The following is a 19,679-nucleotide window of genomic DNA, read 5'->3' on the forward strand; positions in this document are numbered from 1 at the left end:
ATCCTTTCAATCTGTGGCAAGACGTTATGTAATCTTTGTTTTGTTCTTAGCGCTAAAAGCGGTTAAAAGTAAATAACTTATCAGACCTGCTGAGAGCGCTAAAACGGATGCTAAAATAAGACTTCCCACGATATATTGTGTTGCATTTTTTTGAATATCATCAAGTGTAACCGAACCATTTGCAGTTAGCATAACATCGTTTGAAACAAAGTAACTTCCCATTTTTAATGATCCGTAAATAACAAAAGGAATGAAAGGTGGAAAACTTACATTTGAAGCCAGAAAAGCGATCACTTTGTTAAGCTTAAATAAGGTAGCAAAAGTTAAAAGCAGGATGGTTTGGAACCCCCAAAAAGGAGAAATTCCGATAAAAATTCCCAAAGCAATTGCCGCCGATTTTTTGAAATTGGAATCACTACTTTCTAAAATGTCTTCTAAAAAGAATTTTTTAAAACCTTTTTTTTTTGCTTTTCTAAAAAAGTCTCTGGGTTTGATGTACAGCAATGCCCAAATGACCAAAACGGTATTTAATATACTGATACGGGTAAAGTCTTTAAACGGACGAAAATGAGAAACACGTTCAGCAGGATCGTACAAAATTTGAACAGGAATATTTTTAACCACAATACCTTTCCAGGCAGAGCGAACTATTACTTCAATTTCGAATTCAAATTTATTCGTATAAAATTGTTTCGGAATGAGCTTCAAGGGATACAGTCGGTAACCGGATTGAGTATCGTCGAGTTGAATTCCGGTTTCAAATTTAAACCAGAAATTAGAAAACTTATTTCCGAAACTGCTCTTTTTGGGTACATTTTCCTGAGTCATATTTCGGCTCCCAATCAATAATGAATTAGGATGGTTTTGAATCTCGGCAATAAAATTCGGAATATCGGCAGCAAAATGCTGTCCGTCCGAATCAATTGTAATCGCGTACTCAAAATCTAACTCGATTGCTTTTCTGAAACCATTTCGTAAAGCTCTTCCTTTTCCCAGATTTTTAGGATGATGAATCTGAGTGCATTGCGAATAGTGTTTCAGAATTTCAGAAGTTTCATCGGTCGAACCGTCATTAACAATAATGACATTTGAAGTGAAATCTAAAACAGAATCCAACACTCTTTTCAACGTTTTGTGATTATTGTACGTTGGAACAATCACACAAAAATTTGTAGCGTTTAGTAATTCCTGCTGTGGTAAAGTAGGTATCATGAGTTTTTTTTCCTTTATCTACTTCACAAATTGTTTCTCTTTCTCAGAGAAACTCTTTGATTGTAAAACAAAGTTTTTTAGATATTCTTTTAAAGCAGCACTTTGCTCTGCGTAATGATCGGTGAGGAATTTTTTGTCTTCTTTAATGTTTTTTCTATAGCCTGTAATTCCGGGAACGTTCTCCTGAATACTCAGGCGAATCATTCTCATTTCGATATTATTGGGATCATTTTTTATAGTGGATTCCAATAATTTTGCGCCTTCTTTAAAACGATCCATTTTATCTTTTAAACGGTTTTTAAACTTTGAATCCAATAAAATAGAAGCCGCTTTATAGGCTACCAGAATTTTATCATCGTCGGCAGAAATACCGGAAAGTTTTTCTGAAAATTCTTTAGCGTTTGCTTCTGATTTTGTGACGTCGGCATACATTTTTCTAATGCTGGATAAATCCGGAGTACTCACAAAATGAACCCATAAAAACAATGACAATACTAATTTCATAGTTATATTTTTTTGTACACATTGCTCAGTTTCAGCGCAACGGTGTCGTTAAAATAAGTGGTGTTTTTCACCTTAACCAAATCTTCTTCTGTTGTAACAATATCAAGTTCTAAGCGTAATTCCGGATTTACTTCCGGATTAATCAGCGCCATAAACTTCACATTGGAAAGTGTCTGCATGATCAAAGTACTTTTGGTGATAGACTCCGTAAGTTCTTTTATAATCTGAATCATGCAAACTCCCGGCATAATCGGATTGCCCGGAAAATGACCTTTGAAAACGTCGTGTTTTTCATTGATCAGAATCGAAATTGTGTATTTAGAATCTCCTGTTTTTTCTTCGGAAAGAACTTTGTAAAAATCTTTTAAAACCATATTTTTTTATTTGCCAAAAGGATAAGAAACACCTATTTGAAAACTAACATTTGTATTATAATCTCTAAACCAATAATCATTATTGTTACCGTTGCTGCCGTAATAATCACTATCAAGAACATCCACAATTCCTTTTTTGAAACGGGCCTCAAAAGTCAATCCGGAAGGTAATCTATAACCAATACCCATTATAAAAGCCAGATCAATATCTGATTTTTCATAAAGTAAGTTGTCTCGTAATCTAAAATCTAAAGTGGGCCCAGCCTGAAACTGAAAGCCATTTTTTAAAGTAAATTTATTGACTACAGCAATGGAAAGATAATCAATTTCTAAATCTTTTAAACTCACAACATCGTTACCGTTATTATAACTGATAAAAGTTTTAACGTTACTCGCTCCTTGCTGGCTATACGTGATTTCGGGTTGTAAAGTGTAAATTTTGGTTAATTTGATTTCACCAAAACCACCTATATAAAAATCAGTTTTATAGTCGGAACGTGTATTGGAGAATGTAGAAAAAGAAGCTCCTGCTCTCAAACCGGGTTTAAAGGTAACCTGTGCCTGTAAACTTGTTAAGGCAAACAAGGCCAATACGATAATTATTAAATTTCTTTTGTTCATGATTTAATTTATTTTACTTTGAAAGTGTAACTAATACCTATTTGGAAAACCTGATTTAAAGTAATGTCATCATAATAGCGTCTGTTTTCATTATCATAATCATATCCGTCGTAGCCATAAATATCAACTAATCCCTGTTTTAATCGGGCTTCAAAAGTTAATCCGTTTGGAAGGGTATACCCAACTCCGCCAACAATAGCAAAGTCAACATCAACAGGGTTCTCTCCAAATTTGTCAAAATTATCATTGGTTTTAAAATCTATAGAGGGTCCGGCTAATACGTGGAAACCCTTTCCTTTAAAATTAAATTTAGCCACAGCTCCAAGTGTAAGATAGTTAATTTCGGCTTTCTGGCTTCTGCGACGGGAAGTATTGTTGTCAAAATCTAAATAAGACAAACGAATCTCAGAACCCTGTCTGGAATAATTCAACTCAGGCTGCAACGTAAAATATTTATTGAATTTTATAGCCATTAATGCACCCACATAAAAATCAGATTTAGAACTGCTATTTTCCGGCATATTACTTAAATCCGATATATTTAAACCTCCGCGTAATCCCGGACTAACCTTTACCTGGGCATTTGACGTTATAATTCCAATACATAAAACAAAGGCAATTACGGTTATTTTTTTCATTTTTGGTTTGATTTAAGTTTAGGTTTAGTTTAAATTTTTACTCTGATTTCAAATAATTTAATTCAATTTTCAGTTTAATATTTTGATGATTAATCAAAATTTTCTCAGCAAAAATATTGTTTTCTGAACTAAATGTCAGTGTAAATTTTTCTTTTGTTTTAGAAGACTGAACGACCTTTTCTAACTTTTGGTCCTTTTTGGAGATAAAAAGATAGTTGTCACGTTTTCCATCCTGTGATTTATAGATGTCCGCTGATTCATTTTCGAATTGTTGCTGAAAGATATAATCTTTTTTCAGTAGCAAGCGAAAATCTTCTCTTAAGGTATTGATAAGGATTTTTCGGTCTAATTCGGATACAATCGAATTGATTTTAAAGTTTGTTTCAGAAATTTCAAAATCCATTAATTTGTTGCCAAATTCTGTTGTAAAAACAATACGATGTGTAGTGTCATTGATTTTTTTGGCGATGAAAATTCCAGACATTTCATGACCGTAAACTGTGATGTTGGTTTTATAAACGTAATCGGTTTTTGAATCTGCGAAATAAGGGACCTGGTAAGACGTTCGGTCTAATTTTTTAGGAGTATAGTTTTTTGTGACAGACCCGCAAGAAACCAGAACAATTGCAAGGAAGCAATTAATTATTAAAAACTGAATCGTCGATTTTTGCATTGATCACTTTATTTTTAAGTACAATTCGGGTATAATCTTCAGAGGACTCTAACAGTTTTACCTGAATTACGGTTGCTTCTTCTTTGTCGAAAGTCAGTTCAATTTGTTTGATGTATTTTTTTAAAGTAGCATCTTTAGGAACAAACTTCGCTATATTTTGTCCTTTTGATTTGAAATAAGAAATGACAAACTCCTTGTCGTCAAACATATTACCGCTTACACTTCCGACAATCAATTTGTTGATTCTGCCAAAGATTTTGCTATTGCCAATATCAACGGCACTTTTCTTCCCTTCGTCGTTAATCAGTATTTTTCCGTTTTTAAAAACTATGCTGTAATTGTATGGTTTCTTGTATTGCCATTGTAATAAAGAAGGTTCTTTAAAAATCATTTTTCCCGAAGTTTCAATATCTTTCGATAAAAAGTCCAAGTGTTTGTACTGAACAAAATCGGTACTCAGGGTTTTGATTTTTTTGGAAACTACATTTACATCCTGCTTGAAAGCATTAATTTCGGCATCAGACATTTTTTGTTCCTGAGCGAACAAATTGCCTGAGATGAATAAAATTAAGAGTGCTATTTTAGTTTTCATATTTATTACGAATTGCGCTTTATTATTTTGCCACAGATTAAAGGATTTTCACAGATTAAATTATTAAAATCCGCTTTTTATCCGCGTCTTCGCGTAAGCGAATCTGCTTCATCCGCGTTCAGTTTTCATAAGCATTAAGATTCAAAAGTTCTTCGGTTGAAATTACTTTATAATTGTTTTGCTGCAAAAATTGCAAAAACTGTTCCAGTACCAAAACAGAGTGTGCTCCAGTGTCGTGCAAAAGTACAATTCCTCCCAGAGAAATACGTTTTATGATTCGGTTGAAAATTAAACTTTGGTTGGTTGTGCCACCGTCCAGCGAGCGAATATTCCATCCAATTACTTTGTGGCCTGTACGTTTTAAAGCTCTTCGGATGGAGGGTGTTGTAACTCCGTAGGGCGGGCGGAAGAAGTTTATTTTTTTGAAAGTGTATTTTTCTAAAAGAGCGTCTGTTCTCTGAATTTCGGCTGTGATTTTTTTAGCATTGTAAAAATCAAAAAAAGGAGAATGGCTGTACGAATGATTGCCAACCAAATGTCCTTCTGCTATAATTTGTTGTACGATTTCAGGATGAGTTTCGATGTTTTTTCCAATGCAGAAAAAAGTAGCTTTGAGCTCATATTTCTTTAAAAGAGCCAAAACTTCCGGAGTAAAAATAGAGGGGCCATCATCAAAAGTAATCGCAATTTTCTTTTGGGTTTCTGAGGAATTATTGCAGTAAGCTTTTACGTGATAATTAGAAGAAATTACAGCAGAGCCCACAGCATTTATGCTTAACCAAATTAAAACAATTGCGATAAACCATGCCCCGTTAATTGCTGTATAGAGATTCAGAAGAAGCAATAGCAGCAATACAAAGAGAAAGAATAACGAAATGTTTTTATGCGTTATCATTTTGAAAGTAACGTGAAACTATGGTTTTTTCCGTTGAGCTGATTGTACAATAAAATCGTATTATAAGCCGGTCTTTCGACTGAATTTACTTTTATAATTTCAGGGATTTCCTGAGTTTTTAAAATTTTAGACGCCATCCATAAAGCAAAAGCTGAAGCTGTATCGTATTCACCACTCAAATGTTTGTAATACAATTGCGGAGTTTGAGCGAAGTCCTTTTGGGTTAGATTTTTATAATAATTTTCAAAATCTGCATTACCGTCAAATCCTAAAATCAAGGCATCAACATCTGAAATTTCTAATTGATTGGATTTCAGAAACGATCTGATTGCTGCTTCAATTTCATTTTCTTCCAGAGTATTTACTATGGCAATGTCCAGTACTTCAGCATAGGTAGTTTCTTTTCGCTCATTTTCTAAAACAAAAAAACTGGCACCTTCTCCATAAACGGCACCACTTGTAGTAGCCTCTAAAAGGTTGTAGGGTTGCTGACCGTCTGGTTTGATACGTCCTGACAATTTAAAAAGCGCAGTAGTATAATCGCCATTTTCATCGACACCGCCCACAAGAACAGACTGTACTTCTTCTTCCTCAATTTGCATTTTAGCATCTAAAAGTGCCGATTCAAAAGAGACCGCTCCGTTAACATAGGTAAAATTGTAACCGTTGCATTTTTGTAGCAACGCAATTTGAGCGCCAACCGTATTATGTGTCGATTGAATGAATGAAGTTGGTGTTAAGAATTGCTCATTATTATCGAGGATGTTGGTCAGGAATTTTTCAGAATCTTCAATACATCCTAATCCTGTTCCGGTAATAATGGCATCCACATTTTCGAGTTGTGCATCTTTCATGGCAATTGCCGAGGCCACGATTCCGTTTTTTACACCTTTTGCCATTCTTCTTATGGCAGCAGGAGAAATATAATCCTTGTAAACCGGCGGAACGATTTTAAGCACATTCTCGTCGAGGTTGTGTGTGGCTTCTTCTAAAAAAACAGTATCAAATGTTTTTTGAGTCGAAATACAACCTATTCCATTTATATATGTTTTTTTTAATTGCATTTTGAAAAGATAAGAGTGGAACAGTTTCCTCCAAACCCAAAAGAGTTTGATAAAACGTGTTCAATTTTTTTATTCTTTAAAGTTGTTTGCGGTTTTAAGTCAAACTCTTCCATTGGTGTTTCAAAATTCAGATTGGGGTAAACCACATTATTCTGAATCGCCAGAACGCTGTAAACAGCTTCAATGGCCGCCGCAGCTGCCAAAGTATGTCCTGTATAAGGTTTCGTCGAACTAAAATCGGGTACTTTTTCATCACCGTAAATTCGAAGTATAGCTCTTCCTTCAGACAAATCATTGTTGGGAGTGGCTGTTCCGTGAACGTTGATATAGTCAATTTCACTTGGTTTTAAACCCGAAACGTCAAACGCTTTTTTCATGGCCAGGTAAGCACCGTCTCCATTTTCTGAAGAAGCCGTTTGGTGAAAAGCATCATTGGCATTGCCATAACCTGAAACACGGGCCAGCACTTTTTTGTTTTGTTTCTGAACGACTTCATCAGATTCTAAAACCAGAAAAGCAGCTGCTTCACCCAGATTTAGTCCTTTTCGGTTGTTGTCGAAAGGTTTGTTGTATTCGTCAGATAAAATCATGAGGGTTTTGAAGCCGTTGATTGTAAATTTTGCCAGAGCGTCGGTTCCGCCTACTATTACGCGGTCCAGTTTTCCGGATTTTATAAGTCTTGCACCCAGCATAATTGCGTTTGCTGCTGATGAACAAGCTGTACTTATAGTGGTAACAATTCCTTTTAAACCTAACTCTTCGGCAATTTTTTCGGCTACATCGCCGGCATCATGACAGGTAATGTATTTGACAAGTTCAGGATGTTTGAAATAATCGTAATAATGTTTTTCGGTCATATCCATTCCACCCACACTTGTCGCCGAAATGAGCCCGGTTCTGAATTCGTTTATTGCCGTAATTCCGGCATTTTTAACAGCTTGTTTCGCTGCAAAAGTGCCAATCATCGCAGTTCTCGAAAAGTTATTATCGGGAGTAAGTTCTAATTCCTGAACCAATTCATCATTGGTTTTTTTAATCTCCCCTACCTTATTTATAGCAGCGTGAATTGTTTCAATGTTTTCGATACGCGTTACCGCAACTTTATTTTCGATTAACGAAATGTAATTTTCTTCGACTGAATTTCCAATCGAGGAGATAATTCCCATTCCGGTTATTGCAACACCTTTCATTTTTAGACTTGCTTAGATTAATGGATATTAGACTTGCTTAGATTGTTAGATATTAGACTTCTTAGATTTTGAGGGTTCTAGGTTTTAGAGAATTTTACCTAAGTAGTCTAAAGATCTAAGAAAGTCTAAGCAGTCTATTTAGTTCTGTTAGCGCTAATGTACGCCGCCATAGTTTCGATGGATTGAAAAATGGTTTTTCCTTCTTTTGGGTCTACCAGTTTAATTCCGTAATCTTTATCCAGAATCACGATCAGTTCAAGCGCATCAATGGAGTCTAAACCTAAACCATCTCCAAACAAAGGATCGTTATCTGCAATATCTTCGATCGCGATATCTTCAAGGTTTAAAGTAGTAATGATTTTGTTTTTTAATTCTTCTTTTAATGCTTCCATGATTATTTATTGTATAATGTATTGATAGTTTCGTTGGTATATTTTGTGCTTTCTTCCTTGCTAATCGTGCAAAGGAACGCCTTGTATTCGTCATTAAAATATTCTACCCAGCCACAAAGAACTATATCGGCTTTATTTGTATTCAGAAGAATAGCAGAATAATTGGATATAAATTCGGTGTTAAAGGCATCAAATATAAAGAAAGAATTTTCACTTTTCAGCTGATGGCGGATACTTATTTCGCCCAGACATATATTTGGCAGGGTATAGACAAAAACCGCAGGGCTCGGAAAGTAGTTTTCTTTGTCGGAAATAGATTCCTGGTATTTCACATCGGTATCTAAACTCGAGGATTTGTTGGCCAGAACCAAGGCAATATTGTTCTCTTTTTCATCAGAAGTTATCGGACTCAAAAGTAACTCGGCTCCTAAAAAAGCCAGTTTGCTCAACGCATCCATTTTGAAAAACTTTGGATATTGCAGGTCAAAATTGCGATAGGCCTGTTTAGAGAAATCACTAAAATTGGTCGGTTCAATTTTGAATATCGAAGTTCCGTTCAAAACAATTTCGTTGTTTTCAATGGTGCAATAGGATTGTATGTTGGTTTTGTTTGGATTCATTATTTTAATTTAACACTAATTGCACAAATTAGCACGAATTGATTTTGGGGTTAAATTACACTAATTAATCTGTGAAAATTAGTGCAATTCGCGGTTAATCATTTTTTACCTTTTCAAATATCACCGCCGTATTACAACCTCCAAATCCGGAAGCTGTTTTCAGGAAAAAATCAATTGTCTTTTCTTCCTTTTTCTCAATAACATTTATTGGTTCGCTCACGCCCATCTCGTCAAAACCTTTTGATTCGAAAAGCCTATTTTGATTGGCAGATTCAATGGCAATTACGGTTTCTAGTAATCCCGAAGCACCTAAGGTATGACCGTAGAATCCTTTTAAACTATTTACAGGAACATTTTGTAAACCTAAACGATTTAAAGCGATGGCTTCCATTTCGTCGTTGAAAGGCGTTGCAGTTCCGTGTGCTGAAATATAATCGATTTTGTCAGCTTCAATTTGAGCTTCTTTCAAAGCATTTTGAATACTTCTGAACAAACCTTCGCCTGTTCTCGATGGACCCGAAATATGATTGGCATCGTTTATCGAACTGTCTCCGATCACTTTTATTTTGGCATTTGCAGTTTCGGCGGTAACTAACACTGCGGCCGTCGCTTCCCCCAAACTTACACCGGTTCTGTTTTTAGAATACGGTTTGCAAGGCAAGTCGCTCATAGCCTGAAAAGCATTAAAACCAGACAAAACAAATTCTGAAACTTCGTCACCCGCTACGACAAAAGCATGGTCATAAAGACCTGACTGAATCATTCTTTTGGCAATAGAAATGGCTAAAATTCCTGATACACAGGCATTCGATACCACAATGGGGGGTGTTTGAAATCCGAAAAAAGCGGCAACATTTTTTGCCAGAACGTCTAAATGTGCATTATTAAAACTGTCAGCAGAATCATTTTTTAAAGCCGTTACATTGCCTTTGGTTGTCGAAAGGATAAAGGCTGCTTTGGAATTTAGTTCAACTCCCGAGTTTTTGATAATTGGTTCTAAAGCCAAAATCATCATTTTCTCTAAACGGGAATATTTAGTTTCAGTACTTATTTTTGCAAAAGCACTGTTGAGTTTTTCATCAGAAATAATAGAAGCATAAAATGAATGGGGCATTAAAGAAATATCATTTTGAAGCTGAATGCCGGAATCTCCTCGAAGAATCGCTTCAACGTTTGATTCGACATCAAAACCTAATGGTGTGATGCAGTTGGTTTGTGTAATGTATATTTCTCTTAACATTTTATGATTTTATTTCAGCGTGATTTTTATAGCACGCAGATTTAGCAGATTAGGCAGATTTGCACTGCTTGTTTTATTCTTAAATTTGTGAAAATTCGTGTCATTCGTGTTTTACTTCAACAGCCCGACTTTTCGTTTCCATTCTTCATAAAAAGGAGGATTAGTCAGCATTAGATTTCCTTCCTGATCTAAAAAAACCTGAACGGTTTCTCCGGTACAAGCCACTTCACCTTTATCGTCCAGTATTCTGAAACGATAGATCATTTTGGCGGCGGGTGTGTCAATTACCGTAGTTTCTATGGTTACCACATCGCCATAACGCAAAGACAATTTGTGTTCGCATTTCGATTTTACGATAGGAGTTGTGTAGCCTGTTTTGGCAATATCCAAATAGGTAAGTCCGTGTTGGCGACCAAAAGCTTCACGTCCGTCTTCAAAATAGGTGATATAATTGCCGTGCCACACGATTCCAAGCGGATCCGTTTCGTTAAAACGAATTCTGATTTCATGTGAAACGGTTAGTTCGGTTGCTTCGTTAAACTGTTCTTTTCTTTTTGTCATAGAATAATGCAATGGATGTTGTGATAATGAAGAACAAAAATAGCAAACTTATTTTTGGAATGATTTCAAGGAAAGATACGTTGCGGAGTAAAACATCATAGAAAGCTTCTAATCCCCAGTTCATGGGTGATGATTTGGCTATAAGCTGCATGATGCCCGGCATTGCAAAAACGGGAACCCAGATTCCGCCAATCGCCGCCAGGATAATAACACTTGTCGCACCAAAAGGAGCTGATTGTTCCTGCGTGCTCGCGACCGTTCCCAATAAAATTCCGAAACCAATGGCAGCGAAACCTGAAAATAAGGCTACAACACTCATTAAAAATAAATGGCCTTCAACATTCAAAGGAGGTAAACCAATATGCGGAAATAAAAAGATTGCCACAGCGACCATCATGTAAAACTGTATCATACAAATGACAGAATAGGTTATGGTTTTACCAATTATAACCACAATATTAGAAACCGGATTGGTCAATAAACGAACAAACGTTCCCTGTGATTTTTCTTTTACAATATTGATAGACAATGGAATTACAATAAAGAATATAGCAAAAAGTGTCCAGGCCGGAACATTATGCTGTACTGAGTTGGGACGCACTTCTTTGTTGTTTATTTTAGGAATAATTTCTTTAAAAGTGATGAAACTTTTTTGTTCAAATTCGGCATTTCCTTCTCCCAGCTGATTTTGAAAAGTAGTATAAATTGATTTGGTTTCGATCTGTGAAATCATCTTATCGATGGAACTCATCACGGCATTCTTGAAGCTCATTTGAACTGCCGGATCAAAATACAATTTGACTTCTTTTTCTTTAATTACTTTCGGTTTTTTGGCTTGAGCCGAGGTATCTGTTTCTGTTAACCCCATTTTGCTCACAATGTTTTCGACATTCTGATCAATTTTGGTCTGCAGATCAACACTTAGTTTTTCCGGAATTACAATGGCCAGCTGAAATTTTCCTTTGTAAACGGCTTCCCTGGCAATTTCTTCCGTGATGGGTTTATGATCAATTTGTGTGACCACACTAAAAAGCTGACTTTTCTCCAGATTATCAAAAACGGTTTTAGACACTGAACCTTTGTCGTTATCAACCAGTAAAATCTGAATTTTGTTATCGCTAACGGTTTTGAAAGTACTGTCCTGAATCAAGGTTACTGTAATCACCAAAACCAAAGGCATGATGAATAAAATGATCAAACCGCCCAGATCTCGTTTGAGCAGGAGGAATTCTTTTACGACCGACATCCAAATTTTATATACCATCTCTAAAGTCTTTACCGGTTAATGAAATAAAAACTTCTTCAAGATTGCGGGCTTCTTCAGTAGAAGCAATTAGGCTCGAAGGTGTACCTTGGGCATAAATTCTGCCGCGATCTAAAATGGCAATATGAGTACAGAAATCTTCCGCTTCTGCTAAATGGTGTGACGTATATATAATGGTGGTTCCGTTTTGATTTAAGAATTTTAAATAGTCTATGATGGCATTTTTCGATTGTACGTCAACACCAACAGTTGGTTCGTCTAAAAACAAAACTTTAGGATTGTGTAAAATTCCGGCAATCAAATTGACTCTGCGCTTCATACCGCCTGAGAAAGTCTCAATACGTTTGTCGGCAAATTTTAATAATCCTAAAAGATCCAAGGTTTCAATGACCTTGTCTTTTAGATAATTGCCTTTTAGTCCGTACATGCTTCCGAAATAATGTAAATTTTCCCGGGCTGTCAAAGTAGGATACAATGCATATTCCTGAGGGACAACGCCAATTATTTTTTTGATTTTGGAGGAATGATGAGTATAATTCAGACTATCAATAGTGAAATGCCCTGAAGTTGGTTTGATCAGTCCGCAAAGCATGGAGATTAAAGTGGTCTTTCCGGCACCATTTGGTCCCAATAACCCGAAAATTTGACCTTGATTAATCTCCAGCGAAACATCGTTCAAAGAATACAGATCTGCATTTTTGTACTTTTTCGAAAGGGATTCTATTTTTATTATGGATTGCAAAATATTCTTAGCTAATAGCTTTTTTTAGTTTTTTGAAAAAGATTTCTTCACGATTGGCAATGTCCAGAAGTTCATCGGCAATTGTATTGTAGGCATCTTCTTTGGCGCTTCTGTTTTTGTAAATTCTTGAGGCTTCAACGGCAAAATCACGCCATGAATCTCCGATTTGTGTCATCTCTTTTGAAAGGGATTTTAATTCTTCATTGTTCAGAATAACTGAAGCTTCCTGTAAAAAAGCGGCATAAATAAATCGGAAACCTCCGCCTCCTGTACCTATTTCTTCCTGCATACGAACCATTTGTGCCAAATAATGATTGGCTTTTTTAGTACCGTGTTTTACAGGCCATTTTCGGATTTGTTTGGAAACAAATTTGATTCCGCGGACACCCACGATAGGCATTGGTGCCAACATATCGCGGCAGGTATTTTTGATTCCTTTTATAATAGCACTTTTTAAATCAACATCCTTCGGAATTTGAATCGGATAGTACATTTGTCCTCTTGGTGCAAAAGCTCCTTTGGCAAAACGCACCTTGTCGAGTTCGTCATGTGTCAGGGTGGTAACGGTTTCCATTACAGGATCGCTCACCAGATAATCGGTTTCGGTTTTTCCGTAAACCACTAAATTGTGTGCGTTAAAATGAAAGCGGTATTCATCAGGGAAATAACTCAAATGGTACACGCCAACTTGTAATCCGGTTGGAATATTATTTTTTAAATTTTCATCTAAGGCCTTGTTGGCATTTATTACAGAGGAAAATTTTTGTCTTTTTATTTTTAAGTTTAAACGACTCGCCAGTTTGTTAAAAATCTGTCCGGGCAAAGTTCTGTAACTAATGGCCGGAGCGTGATTGACTTTTATAAACGGCAGGTATACGAAGAAAAGTCCGGAGCCAATACCAAAAACCATTGGTTCGCTGATATTCAGTCCGTTGTTTTTTAACAAATTCGAAGCTACTCCATTTTCGCAATGGGCAGATTGATGATGTGTAAAATTAGTTTGCATTACGCGGTTTTAATATTTTTTAATTCAGCTATTGAAATTTCAAAAGCATCGGCATATTTCTGTAAAGTAGTGTTGCTCAATTTGGCAAAAACAGAGGGTTTAAAATGTCTTTTTACACGCCATTTCCACATTCCAACATAACTGGAAAGAATGGTAAGATCCATTTTATTAAGCTCCATATAATAACAAATCGGACTTACTTCACCCATTTCTACCTGTTGTTTTGCTTCGGCAATTCGTTCATTTATGTCATCAATCGAATTGGATAGTGCGATGGTTTTAGGTTCCCAACCGGTACTTAAAGTTGTGGTATAGTCACCATTTTCATCGGTGGCGTAAAGCAGTTCTTTGAGATTATTTTTGGTTAAATTGCCGTTGTCTTGTGGTACTTTTTCTTTTTCCATGGCCTTTTTATTTTCGGGAGAAGTTATGAAATAGCCGAAATCGTTTGTTGAATGAACAGATTAATTTCGCATTCTAAAAGTAGTTTGTCATCAACTAAACTTTCGCAGCTCATGGTGCATAAAGTATAATCGTCACCCGCAAATTTTGAAACTAAATTTGCTTTGGTAATAATAGTGTCATTAACTTTTGGCAACGCATGTACTTTCAGATTCTTTATAGCGCTGATGAAACCAATTACATTTACATTTTCATTTTCTGTTCCGTCATCGTCAAAAAAATATTTTTTACCTACAATTGAGGAACAGGTTTGTGCGGTATTTTCGATGAGCCCGGCTTCAATAAAAATGTTGTTGTCAACAAAAATATTGTCTTCACGGATCAAAAATGTGGTTTCTACAAAACTGGAATTTATATCCAAAATTAAATCCACCATAAGCAATGGTGCTCTGTGGGGTAGGTAGTTTTGTATGTCGACTCCGGTTTTCATTCCTATTATATTATTTAGCTAAAACGGTCTTCATTTGCCCGTTCGCAATTTCTTCATTATTCAGATACGTTACGATGTCTACCAGAGTAATTCCGGCAAACTCCTGTAAAATAGTTATGGTCGATTGAATTGTGTCGTTGACTTTGGGTAACTTTTTTATTTCAATTTCTTTGATCGATCCAATGTAGCCTGTTGGGGCTGTTTCGTTTTTCAGGAAAAATTGATAGCCCGTGTGCAAAGCCACAGATTGCGCCATATGCTCGATTAAACCGGCTTCTAAAAAGGTATCGTTGTCAGAAAAAATATTATCGTTTTCAATTTTTAATCCCGCAACCAATGAGGTCTCGGTAAACGAATACATTTTATCAACCATAACAAAAGGAAACTTTTGTGGCAATAAATTTTCGACAGCGTTTTTTTCTAAAAGTAAAGCAGTTTCCATTAGCAAACAGTTAAATAAGCATACGCAAAAGAGAATCTTCCGCTTTCAGGGACAGATAATAGAATACGTTCTCCTTTTTTCAAATTTCCTGAATTCATTAATTCTTCCAAAGCTAAGTAAATAGAGGCAGAACCGACATTCCCAACTCTTGAAAGATTCATGAACCATTTTTCATCGGCCATACCGATTCCTTTTTCATTCAGTCCTTTTTTTAGTCCTTCCACAAAAAAGTTAGAAGAAACGTGAGGGATAAAATAATCGACATGATCTGATGTGATATTGTTTTTATCCATAGCATCTTTCATACTTTCTGCTCCTTTGGAAAGAATAAATTCGTCCAGTAATTTTACATCTTGTTTGATGGCAAAAACCGATTCGTTTAACCATTGTTCCGGTGCATAATCGCTCCAGGCTTTGATCTCACCATTTTCTAATTTATCACCACCGGCATACATACAGGTTTCTAATTCGTAAGCATACGAAAAGGCTTCCATCCACTCAATTTTTAATGAGATCGCTCCTTTTGGTTGGTTTTCTAATAAAAACGCTCCTGCACCATCAGATAACATCCAGCGTAAAAAATCTTTTTTGAAGGCAATGATGGGTTGTTCTTCCAGATTTTTCAAATTCGCCGCTTCGTGGTTGTACATTTGGGCATTGAGCCAGGTCGAAACTTTTTCAGATCCCGTACAAATGGCATTTTTAGAGTTTCCGGATTTTACAGACAGGAAACCAAATTTTAAAGAATTCATACCTGCACAGCAAACTCCTGTTGAAGAATTTAGTTCTACAGATTTGTTTTTCAATAAACCGTGTACCATCGCAGCATGTGAAGGAAGAAAGATATCAGGTGTTGAGGTTCCGCAGGAAAGTACTTCAAGATCCAGTGCTGTAAAGTTTTCATCAAACAATTGCAGAATTGCATTTCGGGTTAACTCGGCGTTGTTATGCGTGCTTTTCCCGGACTTATCTATTGCGTAATAACGAGTTGTGATTTTATTATTGCGCAAAATAATACGTCTTGCTTTAGAGGCAGCATCATTAATGAGGCCTAAATAACTTTCCATCTCATCATTAGAAATGGCTTCATTTGGCAAATACTTTGCGGCTTTGGTAATATATACTTCAAACATAATCTAATTTCGTCTTCTAAACTCCTTGATAATATTGAGTTTCTCTTTTTATGGTATTTAACTTAAAGGGGTAGGTAATAAGGTGCAATATATACACTATTGGCGAGATTAACCATATTGCAAGGAATAAATAAACATTAAATACTTTAAGAAGTGTTTTTCTGTTTTTTTGATTTTTATAAATCAGATTCGACCACTTATTAAAAATTTTATTTGCCGTTTTATCAACGGTGACCAAATAAGGGCTGATTTTAACGGCATCAATGGCAACTAATTTGGGCTGTAAGTTCTGTAATTGATTTTGCTTAAATTCAGAAAGTATTGTTTCTCCAAATTTATCTGACTCCTGAATGTCTTTTTCTGATACTCCCGGCAGTGGAAAAATACCAAGATATTTTTTCTTTACGCCCGAAAACATCCATTCTACAATCGTAATTACACTGATTAAATTTCCAACACGATCTACTAAAGCCACATTTCCAACAAGCTGAGCATTGGCTTCTTTTAGTAAAACTTTGATTTTTTCCTGCGCCATAATCCACATATTACGAGAGCCGCTGATGGTGATAACAGGTGTGTTGTTTAATATTTTTTTCGCTTCGGCACTTTTCAGAAAAGAGTTAATCGGAATAGAAGGGGACAAATACCAAACCTGATAGTGAAACAATACCAGATCGTATTTGGTGTTTAGAATTTCTTCCGGAACCGGTTTTAGTTCGGTTGGAATTTGCAGAAATGATTCGGGAAAAGCGTCGAAAAAAGCGTCTTTATTCCATGGAAAAGGAAAAGATTTCTGCAGTTGTATTTCGTGAAAAGTTACATTTATCTCCTCTGAATTCAGGAAGGGTTTTGCAATATTTCGTGCAATTGTTCCCAGTTGTCCAGACTGCGTATAATAAATAACAAGAACATTTTTCATTGAGGTTTATTTGCTTTTGGTTGCGAACAAAAATAGGCAAATTTATTTAAACGAATTTTCTTGTTTAAATGAATTGTTTTTGGGCCACAGATTTTGCGGATTAAACTGGTTTTCACAGTTTTTTCTTTTCGTAGAATGTCAAAAAGAAAGTGATTCCTAAGTGTAAGTAGTTTATATGTAGTGTCTTGTGTTCGGATTTAAACAGTGATACGGTTTTTGTAAATCTTCATTTTTACTTTTATAGAATAACTTTTACAAGAGCCCCAAGAAAATAAATCCGTGTAAACCAGTTTAATCCGTGTAATCCGCGGGCTGATTTTTAATGAGCTTTGTTCCAGAAATCAAAATAATTGAACCATTGCAACGGATATTTTTGCAGAATAGTCTCAACGCTTTGTACATATTCTTTCAGCAATCCTTTTTCATCACGATGTTTCGAGGCAGCTTCTCTGGCGTACAAATGATAATGTAAGTTAGGTTCTTTCATTACGTAAACAAAAACAACAGGAACTTTTAATCGTGAAGCAATTAAAAATGGACCTGCAGGGAAATTAGCTTCCTTACCTAATATATTTTCCGAAAGAGATTTGGTGCCTTCAAAGTAGCGATCGCCGGTAAAACAAACCAATTCGTTATTGGTCAAAGCAGCATTGATCTCAAAAATATGAGACAAATCGTCTTTAATGATGATAAATTTTACGGTAGGTTTTTGGGTAACGCTCTCCAGATAGTTTTTTATAGCAGAATGTTCCAAATCGGTAGTAACCAGATTGATTTGAAAATTAAGATCAATATCACCCAGGAAATGTTCGGCAATTTCGAAATTTCCAACATGAGCACTAATTAAAACACCTCCTTTTTTCTCGGCCAGAAGTTTTTTCAGTACCTCAATTCCGTCAAATTCATAAGTGAATCTGTTTCGCATTCCTGCAGAAATGGAAATTTTATCAATGATCGTCTGTCCAAAAGTATAGTAACTTTTGAAGACCATTTTTTTAGATTTGAACCAGGAATATTGAAGCCTTTCTTTAAAGTAATAGAAAATGGCTTTGTTGCTTTTTTTTAAAAACAAAAAGTAATATGAAGCAACAAAATAAAGCAGGACATAAGCAGCCTTAATACCCGCTTTTTGTATTAAAAAAACGAATATTCTATAGCCTAAAACTGTTCCTTTTGATTTGCCATCCCATTGACTCATTAAACAGCTTTAGCTTTTAGTTTGGTTTCAATAAGGTCATAAAAATTCTGAAAAGTAGCAATTCCAACAAAATCAGCTTCTACCAGTTTTACACCAAAGTTAGATTCGATCGAGACTACTAAATCTACATAATCTAAACTATCTAATCCAAGTGTGTTTTTTAAATTAGCATCCGGTTCGATATCATCATTGTCTACTTCAAATTCATCAACCAAAAAACCATTAATTCTTGCTATAATCTCTTCTTTATTCATCGTTCAATTTAAACTTTTTAACCACCAACGCAGAGTTGGTTCCTCCGAATCCGAAGGAATTGGACAAAAATATGTCAAATTTTTTGTTTAAAGTAGTTTTGACCAAATTTAATTTAGCAGCATCTTCGTCAGGATTTTCTAAATTGATGTTTGGAGCAATGAAATCGTGCTGCATCATTAGGATAGAGTAGATTACTTCGCTTGCTCCTGCCATCCAGCATTCGTGACCTGTCATCGATTTGGTAGAACTTACATATGGATTTCTTTCTCCGAAAACTTCAAAAATAGCTTTGGCTTCATTTCCGTCTCCAACAGGAGTTGAGGTTGCGTGAGCATTTATATAATCAACATCCGTTGCTTTTAGCTGTGCATCGTCAAGCGCTCGTTGCATGGCTATAGACGGTCCTTCAACATTAGGTGTCGAGATGTGTCCGCCGTTAGAAGAGAATCCGTAACCTGCAACTTCGGCAATGATGGTTGCGCCTCTGGCAATAGCCGATTCGTAGCTCTCCAGAATTAACGTTGCACCGCCACCACTCGGAATTAATCCGTCACGATCTTTGTCGAACGGACGGGAAGCTTTTTCCGGTTCGTTTTCTCTGGCCGAAAAAACACCCAAACCATCAAAACTGCTCATCGCATATTTATTGATTTCCTGTGCGCCTCCACAGATGATAACGTCCTGAAATCCGCTTTTGATTAAAAAATAAGCGAGTCCTATAGAGTGTGATCCGCTGGCACAGGCTGCACTTACAGTAAGATTGATACCGCGAAGTTTAAAAATCGTTGATAAATTCATGGTTACCGTTGAATTCATCGATTTAAAAATAGCACCTGAACCTATCAAAGCGGTGTCTTTTTTATCTCTGACAATATCAGTAGCTTCAATAACAGCTTTAGACACACTGTCATTTCCATACATGATTCCCACTTCGCGTTCTTCAAAAAAGGCATCATCTATATTCGCATTTTTCAATGCTTCGATCGTAGCCATATAAGCATACTCGGTCTCTTCACCAATGCTCATTCGCTGTCTGCGGGTCAATAAATTTTTTAAATCAGCCTTCGGAACCATTCCCGTTAGGGCCGATTGGAAACCAAATTCTTTTCTTTCAGAATCAAACTGAATACCTGATTTTCCCTGGTATAAAGATTCCTTTACTTCATCTAAAGAAGTTCCGATACAAGAATAAATTCCCATTCCAGTAATTACAACTCTTTTATTCATGGTGGTATTTCAAAGTATTTTCTAT

The 19,679-nt window shown here is 35.9% G+C and carries 25 protein-coding genes; all 25 read right to left on the reverse strand.

Going from position 1 to position 19,679, the window contains the following annotated elements:
• Positions 1-24: 24 nt before the first annotated feature.
• The 25 genes from B0A80_RS05110 to B0A80_RS05230 all read right to left on the reverse strand — a co-directional run bounded on the left by B0A80_RS05110 (position 25) and on the right by B0A80_RS05230 (position 19,654).
• Positions 25-1,212: a DUF2062 domain-containing protein gene (locus B0A80_RS05110; RefSeq protein ID WP_089076645.1), complete on the reverse strand. Its 1,188-nt coding sequence runs from the start codon at positions 1,210-1,212 to the stop codon at positions 25-27.
• Between the two features lie 18 nt (positions 1,213-1,230).
• A complete protein-coding gene (locus tag B0A80_RS05115) occupies positions 1,231-1,716 on the reverse strand; it encodes a hypothetical protein (RefSeq protein WP_089076646.1) in 486 nt (161 codons plus the stop codon).
• A gap of 2 nt (positions 1,717-1,718) precedes the next feature.
• Positions 1,719-2,090, reverse strand: coding sequence for a 3-hydroxyacyl-ACP dehydratase (locus tag B0A80_RS05120; protein WP_017496894.1), 372 nt, complete (start codon positions 2,088-2,090; stop codon positions 1,719-1,721).
• 6 nt (positions 2,091-2,096) lie between these two features.
• Positions 2,097-2,711: an outer membrane beta-barrel protein gene (locus B0A80_RS05125; RefSeq protein WP_017496895.1), complete on the reverse strand. Its 615-nt coding sequence runs from the start codon at positions 2,709-2,711 to the stop codon at positions 2,097-2,099.
• 8 nt (positions 2,712-2,719) lie between these two features.
• On the reverse strand, positions 2,720-3,349 hold the full coding sequence (locus B0A80_RS05130) for a porin family protein (RefSeq protein WP_089076647.1): 630 nt from the start codon (positions 3,347-3,349) through the stop codon (positions 2,720-2,722).
• A 37-nt stretch (positions 3,350-3,386) separates the two neighbouring features.
• Positions 3,387-4,022 carry a hypothetical protein gene (locus B0A80_RS05135; RefSeq protein WP_089076648.1) on the reverse strand — a complete coding sequence of 212 codons (636 nt, stop codon included), beginning with the start codon at positions 4,020-4,022 and terminating at the stop codon, positions 3,387-3,389.
• Positions 3,988-4,614, reverse strand: a complete 627-nt coding sequence (locus B0A80_RS05140; RefSeq protein WP_089076649.1) for an outer membrane lipoprotein carrier protein LolA — start codon at positions 4,612-4,614, stop codon at positions 3,988-3,990. Before B0A80_RS05140 ends, B0A80_RS05135 begins: the two co-directional genes overlap by 35 nt.
• 118 nt (positions 4,615-4,732) lie before the next feature.
• On the reverse strand, positions 4,733-5,509 hold the full coding sequence (locus tag B0A80_RS05145) for a polysaccharide deacetylase family protein (RefSeq protein WP_089076650.1): 777 nt from the start codon (positions 5,507-5,509) through the stop codon (positions 4,733-4,735).
• Positions 5,506-6,573: a beta-ketoacyl synthase N-terminal-like domain-containing protein gene (locus tag B0A80_RS05150; RefSeq protein ID WP_070906187.1), complete on the reverse strand. Its 1,068-nt coding sequence runs from the start codon at positions 6,571-6,573 to the stop codon at positions 5,506-5,508. Before B0A80_RS05150 ends, B0A80_RS05145 begins: the two co-directional genes overlap by 4 nt.
• The gene (locus tag B0A80_RS05155) at positions 6,564-7,763 is read right to left on the reverse strand and encodes a beta-ketoacyl-[acyl-carrier-protein] synthase family protein (protein WP_089076651.1); all 1,200 of its coding nucleotides are present in this window, start codon (positions 7,761-7,763) and stop codon (positions 6,564-6,566) included. The genes B0A80_RS05150 and B0A80_RS05155 overlap by 10 nt, the downstream gene beginning before the upstream one ends.
• 134 nt (positions 7,764-7,897) lie before the next feature.
• The gene (locus B0A80_RS05160) at positions 7,898-8,155 is read right to left on the reverse strand and encodes a phosphopantetheine-binding protein (RefSeq protein ID WP_017496902.1); all 258 of its coding nucleotides are present in this window, start codon (positions 8,153-8,155) and stop codon (positions 7,898-7,900) included.
• Positions 8,156-8,157: 2 nt separating this feature from the next.
• Positions 8,158-8,775, reverse strand: coding sequence for a 3-oxoacyl-ACP synthase (locus B0A80_RS05165; RefSeq protein ID WP_089076652.1), 618 nt, complete (start codon positions 8,773-8,775; stop codon positions 8,158-8,160).
• A 94-nt stretch (positions 8,776-8,869) separates the two neighbouring features.
• On the reverse strand, positions 8,870-10,015 hold the full coding sequence (locus B0A80_RS05170; RefSeq protein ID WP_089076653.1) for a beta-ketoacyl synthase N-terminal-like domain-containing protein: 1,146 nt from the start codon (positions 10,013-10,015) through the stop codon (positions 8,870-8,872).
• Between the two features lie 111 nt (positions 10,016-10,126).
• Entirely contained in the window at positions 10,127-10,576 is a 450-nt protein-coding gene (locus B0A80_RS05175; protein WP_017496905.1) for an acyl-CoA thioesterase, read from the reverse strand.
• Complete coding sequence (locus B0A80_RS05180) at positions 10,551-11,840, reverse strand: ABC transporter permease (RefSeq protein ID WP_017496906.1); 1,290 nt, start codon at positions 11,838-11,840, stop codon at positions 10,551-10,553. The genes B0A80_RS05175 and B0A80_RS05180 overlap by 26 nt, the downstream gene beginning before the upstream one ends.
• Positions 11,830-12,582, reverse strand: coding sequence for an ABC transporter ATP-binding protein (locus B0A80_RS05185; protein ID WP_017496907.1), 753 nt, complete (start codon positions 12,580-12,582; stop codon positions 11,830-11,832). The genes B0A80_RS05180 and B0A80_RS05185 overlap by 11 nt, the downstream gene beginning before the upstream one ends.
• Positions 12,583-12,589: 7 nt before the next feature.
• On the reverse strand, positions 12,590-13,588 hold the full coding sequence (locus B0A80_RS05190; RefSeq protein ID WP_070906181.1) for a BtrH N-terminal domain-containing protein: 999 nt from the start codon (positions 13,586-13,588) through the stop codon (positions 12,590-12,592).
• Entirely contained in the window at positions 13,588-13,992 is a 405-nt protein-coding gene (locus B0A80_RS05195) for a hypothetical protein (protein WP_089076654.1), read from the reverse strand. Before B0A80_RS05195 ends, B0A80_RS05190 begins: the two co-directional genes overlap by 1 nt.
• 23 nt (positions 13,993-14,015) lie before the next feature.
• Positions 14,016-14,480 carry a hypothetical protein gene (locus B0A80_RS05200; protein ID WP_017496910.1) on the reverse strand — a complete coding sequence of 155 codons (465 nt, stop codon included), beginning with the start codon at positions 14,478-14,480 and terminating at the stop codon, positions 14,016-14,018.
• Between the two features lie 10 nt (positions 14,481-14,490).
• Entirely contained in the window at positions 14,491-14,922 is a 432-nt protein-coding gene (locus tag B0A80_RS05205) for a hypothetical protein (RefSeq protein WP_070906179.1), read from the reverse strand.
• Positions 14,922-16,055: a beta-ketoacyl-ACP synthase III gene (locus tag B0A80_RS05210; RefSeq protein WP_017496912.1), complete on the reverse strand. Its 1,134-nt coding sequence runs from the start codon at positions 16,053-16,055 to the stop codon at positions 14,922-14,924. The genes B0A80_RS05205 and B0A80_RS05210 overlap by 1 nt, the downstream gene beginning before the upstream one ends.
• A gap of 16 nt (positions 16,056-16,071) precedes the next feature.
• The gene (locus B0A80_RS05215; RefSeq protein ID WP_070906177.1) at positions 16,072-16,974 is read right to left on the reverse strand and encodes a hypothetical protein; all 903 of its coding nucleotides are present in this window, start codon (positions 16,972-16,974) and stop codon (positions 16,072-16,074) included.
• A gap of 319 nt (positions 16,975-17,293) precedes the next feature.
• Positions 17,294-18,172, reverse strand: a complete 879-nt coding sequence (locus B0A80_RS05220) for an LpxL/LpxP family acyltransferase (protein WP_070906176.1) — start codon at positions 18,170-18,172, stop codon at positions 17,294-17,296.
• Entirely contained in the window at positions 18,172-18,426 is a 255-nt protein-coding gene (locus tag B0A80_RS05225; protein ID WP_017496915.1) for an acyl carrier protein, read from the reverse strand. The genes B0A80_RS05220 and B0A80_RS05225 overlap by 1 nt, the downstream gene beginning before the upstream one ends.
• Positions 18,419-19,654: a beta-ketoacyl-[acyl-carrier-protein] synthase family protein gene (locus B0A80_RS05230; protein WP_017496916.1), complete on the reverse strand. Its 1,236-nt coding sequence runs from the start codon at positions 19,652-19,654 to the stop codon at positions 18,419-18,421. Before B0A80_RS05230 ends, B0A80_RS05225 begins: the two co-directional genes overlap by 8 nt.
• Positions 19,655-19,679: the final 25 nt, after the last annotated feature.

The sequence above is a fragment of the Flavobacterium tructae genome, assembly GCF_002217475.1.
Lineage (GTDB): Bacteria > Bacteroidota > Bacteroidia > Flavobacteriales > Flavobacteriaceae > Flavobacterium > Flavobacterium tructae.

Bases quoted from the DNA above. Each gene is read 5' to 3' on its own strand.
- B0A80_RS05110 (WP_089076645.1), bottom strand. From the start codon at position 1,212: ATGATACCTACTTTACCACAGCAGGAATTACTAAACGCTACAAATTTT.
- B0A80_RS05115 (WP_089076646.1), bottom strand. From the start codon at position 1,716: ATGAAATTAGTATTGTCATTGTTTTTATGGGTTCATTTTGTGAGTACT.
- B0A80_RS05120 (WP_017496894.1), bottom strand. From the start codon at position 2,090: ATGGTTTTAAAAGATTTTTACAAAGTTCTTTCCGAAGAAAAAACAGGA.
- B0A80_RS05125 (WP_017496895.1), bottom strand. From the start codon at position 2,711: ATGAACAAAAGAAATTTAATAATTATCGTATTGGCCTTGTTTGCCTTA.
- B0A80_RS05130 (WP_089076647.1), bottom strand. From the start codon at position 3,349: ATGAAAAAAATAACCGTAATTGCCTTTGTTTTATGTATTGGAATTATA.
- B0A80_RS05135 (WP_089076648.1), bottom strand. From the start codon at position 4,022: ATGCAAAAATCGACGATTCAGTTTTTAATAATTAATTGCTTCCTTGCA.
- B0A80_RS05140 (WP_089076649.1), bottom strand. From the start codon at position 4,614: ATGAAAACTAAAATAGCACTCTTAATTTTATTCATCTCAGGCAATTTG.
- B0A80_RS05145 (WP_089076650.1), bottom strand. From the start codon at position 5,509: ATGATAACGCATAAAAACATTTCGTTATTCTTTCTCTTTGTATTGCTG.
- B0A80_RS05150 (WP_070906187.1), bottom strand. From the start codon at position 6,573: ATGCAATTAAAAAAAACATATATAAATGGAATAGGTTGTATTTCGACT.
- B0A80_RS05155 (WP_089076651.1), bottom strand. From the start codon at position 7,763: ATGAAAGGTGTTGCAATAACCGGAATGGGAATTATCTCCTCGATTGGA.
- B0A80_RS05160 (WP_017496902.1), bottom strand. From the start codon at position 8,155: ATGGAAGCATTAAAAGAAGAATTAAAAAACAAAATCATTACTACTTTA.
- B0A80_RS05165 (WP_089076652.1), bottom strand. From the start codon at position 8,775: ATGAATCCAAACAAAACCAACATACAATCCTATTGCACCATTGAAAAC.
- B0A80_RS05170 (WP_089076653.1), bottom strand. From the start codon at position 10,015: ATGTTAAGAGAAATATACATTACACAAACCAACTGCATCACACCATTA.
- B0A80_RS05175 (WP_017496905.1), bottom strand. From the start codon at position 10,576: ATGACAAAAAGAAAAGAACAGTTTAACGAAGCAACCGAACTAACCGTT.
- B0A80_RS05180 (WP_017496906.1), bottom strand. From the start codon at position 11,840: ATGGTATATAAAATTTGGATGTCGGTCGTAAAAGAATTCCTCCTGCTC.
- B0A80_RS05190 (WP_070906181.1), bottom strand. From the start codon at position 13,588: ATGCAAACTAATTTTACACATCATCAATCTGCCCATTGCGAAAATGGA.
- B0A80_RS05195 (WP_089076654.1), bottom strand. From the start codon at position 13,992: ATGGAAAAAGAAAAAGTACCACAAGACAACGGCAATTTAACCAAAAAT.
- B0A80_RS05200 (WP_017496910.1), bottom strand. From the start codon at position 14,480: ATGAAAACCGGAGTCGACATACAAAACTACCTACCCCACAGAGCACCA.
- B0A80_RS05205 (WP_070906179.1), bottom strand. From the start codon at position 14,922: ATGGAAACTGCTTTACTTTTAGAAAAAAACGCTGTCGAAAATTTATTG.
- B0A80_RS05210 (WP_017496912.1), bottom strand. From the start codon at position 16,055: ATGTTTGAAGTATATATTACCAAAGCCGCAAAGTATTTGCCAAATGAA.
- B0A80_RS05215 (WP_070906177.1), bottom strand. From the start codon at position 16,974: ATGAAAAATGTTCTTGTTATTTATTATACGCAGTCTGGACAACTGGGA.
- B0A80_RS05220 (WP_070906176.1), bottom strand. From the start codon at position 18,172: ATGAGTCAATGGGATGGCAAATCAAAAGGAACAGTTTTAGGCTATAGA.
- B0A80_RS05225 (WP_017496915.1), bottom strand. From the start codon at position 18,426: ATGAATAAAGAAGAGATTATAGCAAGAATTAATGGTTTTTTGGTTGAT.
- B0A80_RS05230 (WP_017496916.1), bottom strand. From the start codon at position 19,654: ATGAATAAAAGAGTTGTAATTACTGGAATGGGAATTTATTCTTGTATC.